We start from the raw sequence: 714 nt of genomic DNA, 5'->3' as shown, positions 1-714 counted from the left end.
GGTTGCCCGTCCCCTGCTGTTGCTCGTAGTCGTACATCTCCAGGGCCGCCTTCTCGTCGTCGGCGCTGTACTCCCCCCGCTCCTTCCACGTGTAGAACTGCGCGGAGTGATTGACCGAGCCGCGGTTCCACTTGTCGTTGACGAAGGCGGCGACCTCGCCGAAGACGAAGAAGTTCTTCGCGGCCTCGGCGCCGTGCCGCTGGGTGACGCGTTCCTGGATGGCGGGCAGGAAACGGCGGTTCCAGGTGGTGCGCGGGACGTGCACGGCCGTGTCGACGCGGAAGCCGTCGACGCCCATGTCGATGTACTTGTTGTAGGCCCCGATCAGATAGTTCTGCACCTGCGCGTTCTCCGTGTTGAAGTCCGCGAGGTCCTCGTGCAGCCAGCAGGAACGTGAGTCCTCTCCCTCCCAGTTGCCGATCCAGCACTGGTGGTAGAGAGCCTTGGGGAACATGCCGGAGGTGGGGCTCGGCCACTGGCAGTTGTAGAGGGTGTAACCCTCGGGGCTACTGCCGCCCGTAGGCACGCCCCAGTTGACGCAGGTGTTACCGGAGGGCTCGGCGGTGGACCAGAGGTCGCCGTTGTAGTACGACTTGCCGCTCTTGGGCTCCACGGTGAGTCCGTCGTACTCGAACACGGGCTGCTTCTCGTCGTAGTACCAGCTCCACTGCGCGTCGCGCACCCCGTGGACGGTCGGGGTGAACAGCCCCTTGG

General features: G+C 65.1%; 1 protein-coding gene. It reads right to left on the bottom strand.

Going from position 1 to position 714, the window contains the following annotated elements; all coding sequences use genetic code 11:
• The coding region (locus tag LPA54_RS34065; protein ID WP_267487944.1) for an alpha-amylase family glycosyl hydrolase at positions 1–714 on the bottom strand (714 nt) is incomplete at both ends.

Source organism: Streptomyces sp. DH12 (genome assembly GCF_020873895.1).
Classification (GTDB): domain Bacteria; phylum Actinomycetota; class Actinomycetes; order Streptomycetales; family Streptomycetaceae; genus Streptomyces.
This window is presented reverse-complemented; position numbering and strand designations above follow the sequence as displayed.